Consider the following 561-nt stretch of genomic DNA (forward strand, 5'->3'; position numbering starts at 1 on the left):
CTCCAGTACCGTCTCAAAGTCTGCTTCCGTCTCCGAATCGAACTCATCGGCGAGTGTTTCGAGCACGCGCGAGTACGCCGGCGTCCGTAAGTCGAATTGCGCGCCATCTTCCCAGAGATTATTCCAGCGCTCGCGCACGGCCGCGACGAACTCCTCGTCGTCGGTCACCAGCGCAGCGCTCTGCTCATCGTCCGGCGTGAGCAGCGAAACAACCATCTCTTCGGTCACCAACAGCGTGTCGTCCAGTCGCTCAGCAGCGGCTCGCAGTTCCAGGACATCCNCTCCAGTACCGTCTCAAAGTCTGCTTCCGTCTCCGAATCGAACTCATCGGCGAGTGTTTCGAGCACGCGCGAGTACGCCGGCGTCCGTAGGTCGAATTGCGCGCCATCTCCCCAGAGATAATTCCAGCGCTCGCGCACGGCCGCGACGAACTCCTCGTCGTCGGTCACCAGCGCAGCGCTCTGCCCATCACCCGGCGTGAGCAGCGAAACAACCATCTCTTCGGTCACCAACAGCGTGTCGTCCAGTCGCTCAGCAGCGGCTCGCAGTTCCAGGACATCC

The 561-nt window shown here is 62.0% G+C and carries 2 protein-coding genes; both read right to left on the reverse strand.

What is annotated here, in order from left to right:
* The coding region (locus C448_RS00395) for a transcriptional regulator TbsP domain-containing protein (protein WP_239640498.1) at positions 1-228 on the reverse strand (228 nt) is incomplete at its 3' end.
* Positions 225-509, reverse strand: a complete 285-nt coding sequence (locus C448_RS00400) for a transcriptional regulator TbsP domain-containing protein (RefSeq protein WP_455429037.1) — start codon at positions 507-509, stop codon at positions 225-227. The genes C448_RS00395 and C448_RS00400, both read right to left, overlap by 4 nt.
* Positions 510-561: the final 52 nt, after the last annotated feature.

The organism is Halococcus morrhuae DSM 1307 (assembly GCF_000336695.1).
In the GTDB taxonomy this organism is placed as follows: domain Archaea; phylum Halobacteriota; class Halobacteria; order Halobacteriales; family Halococcaceae; genus Halococcus; species Halococcus morrhuae.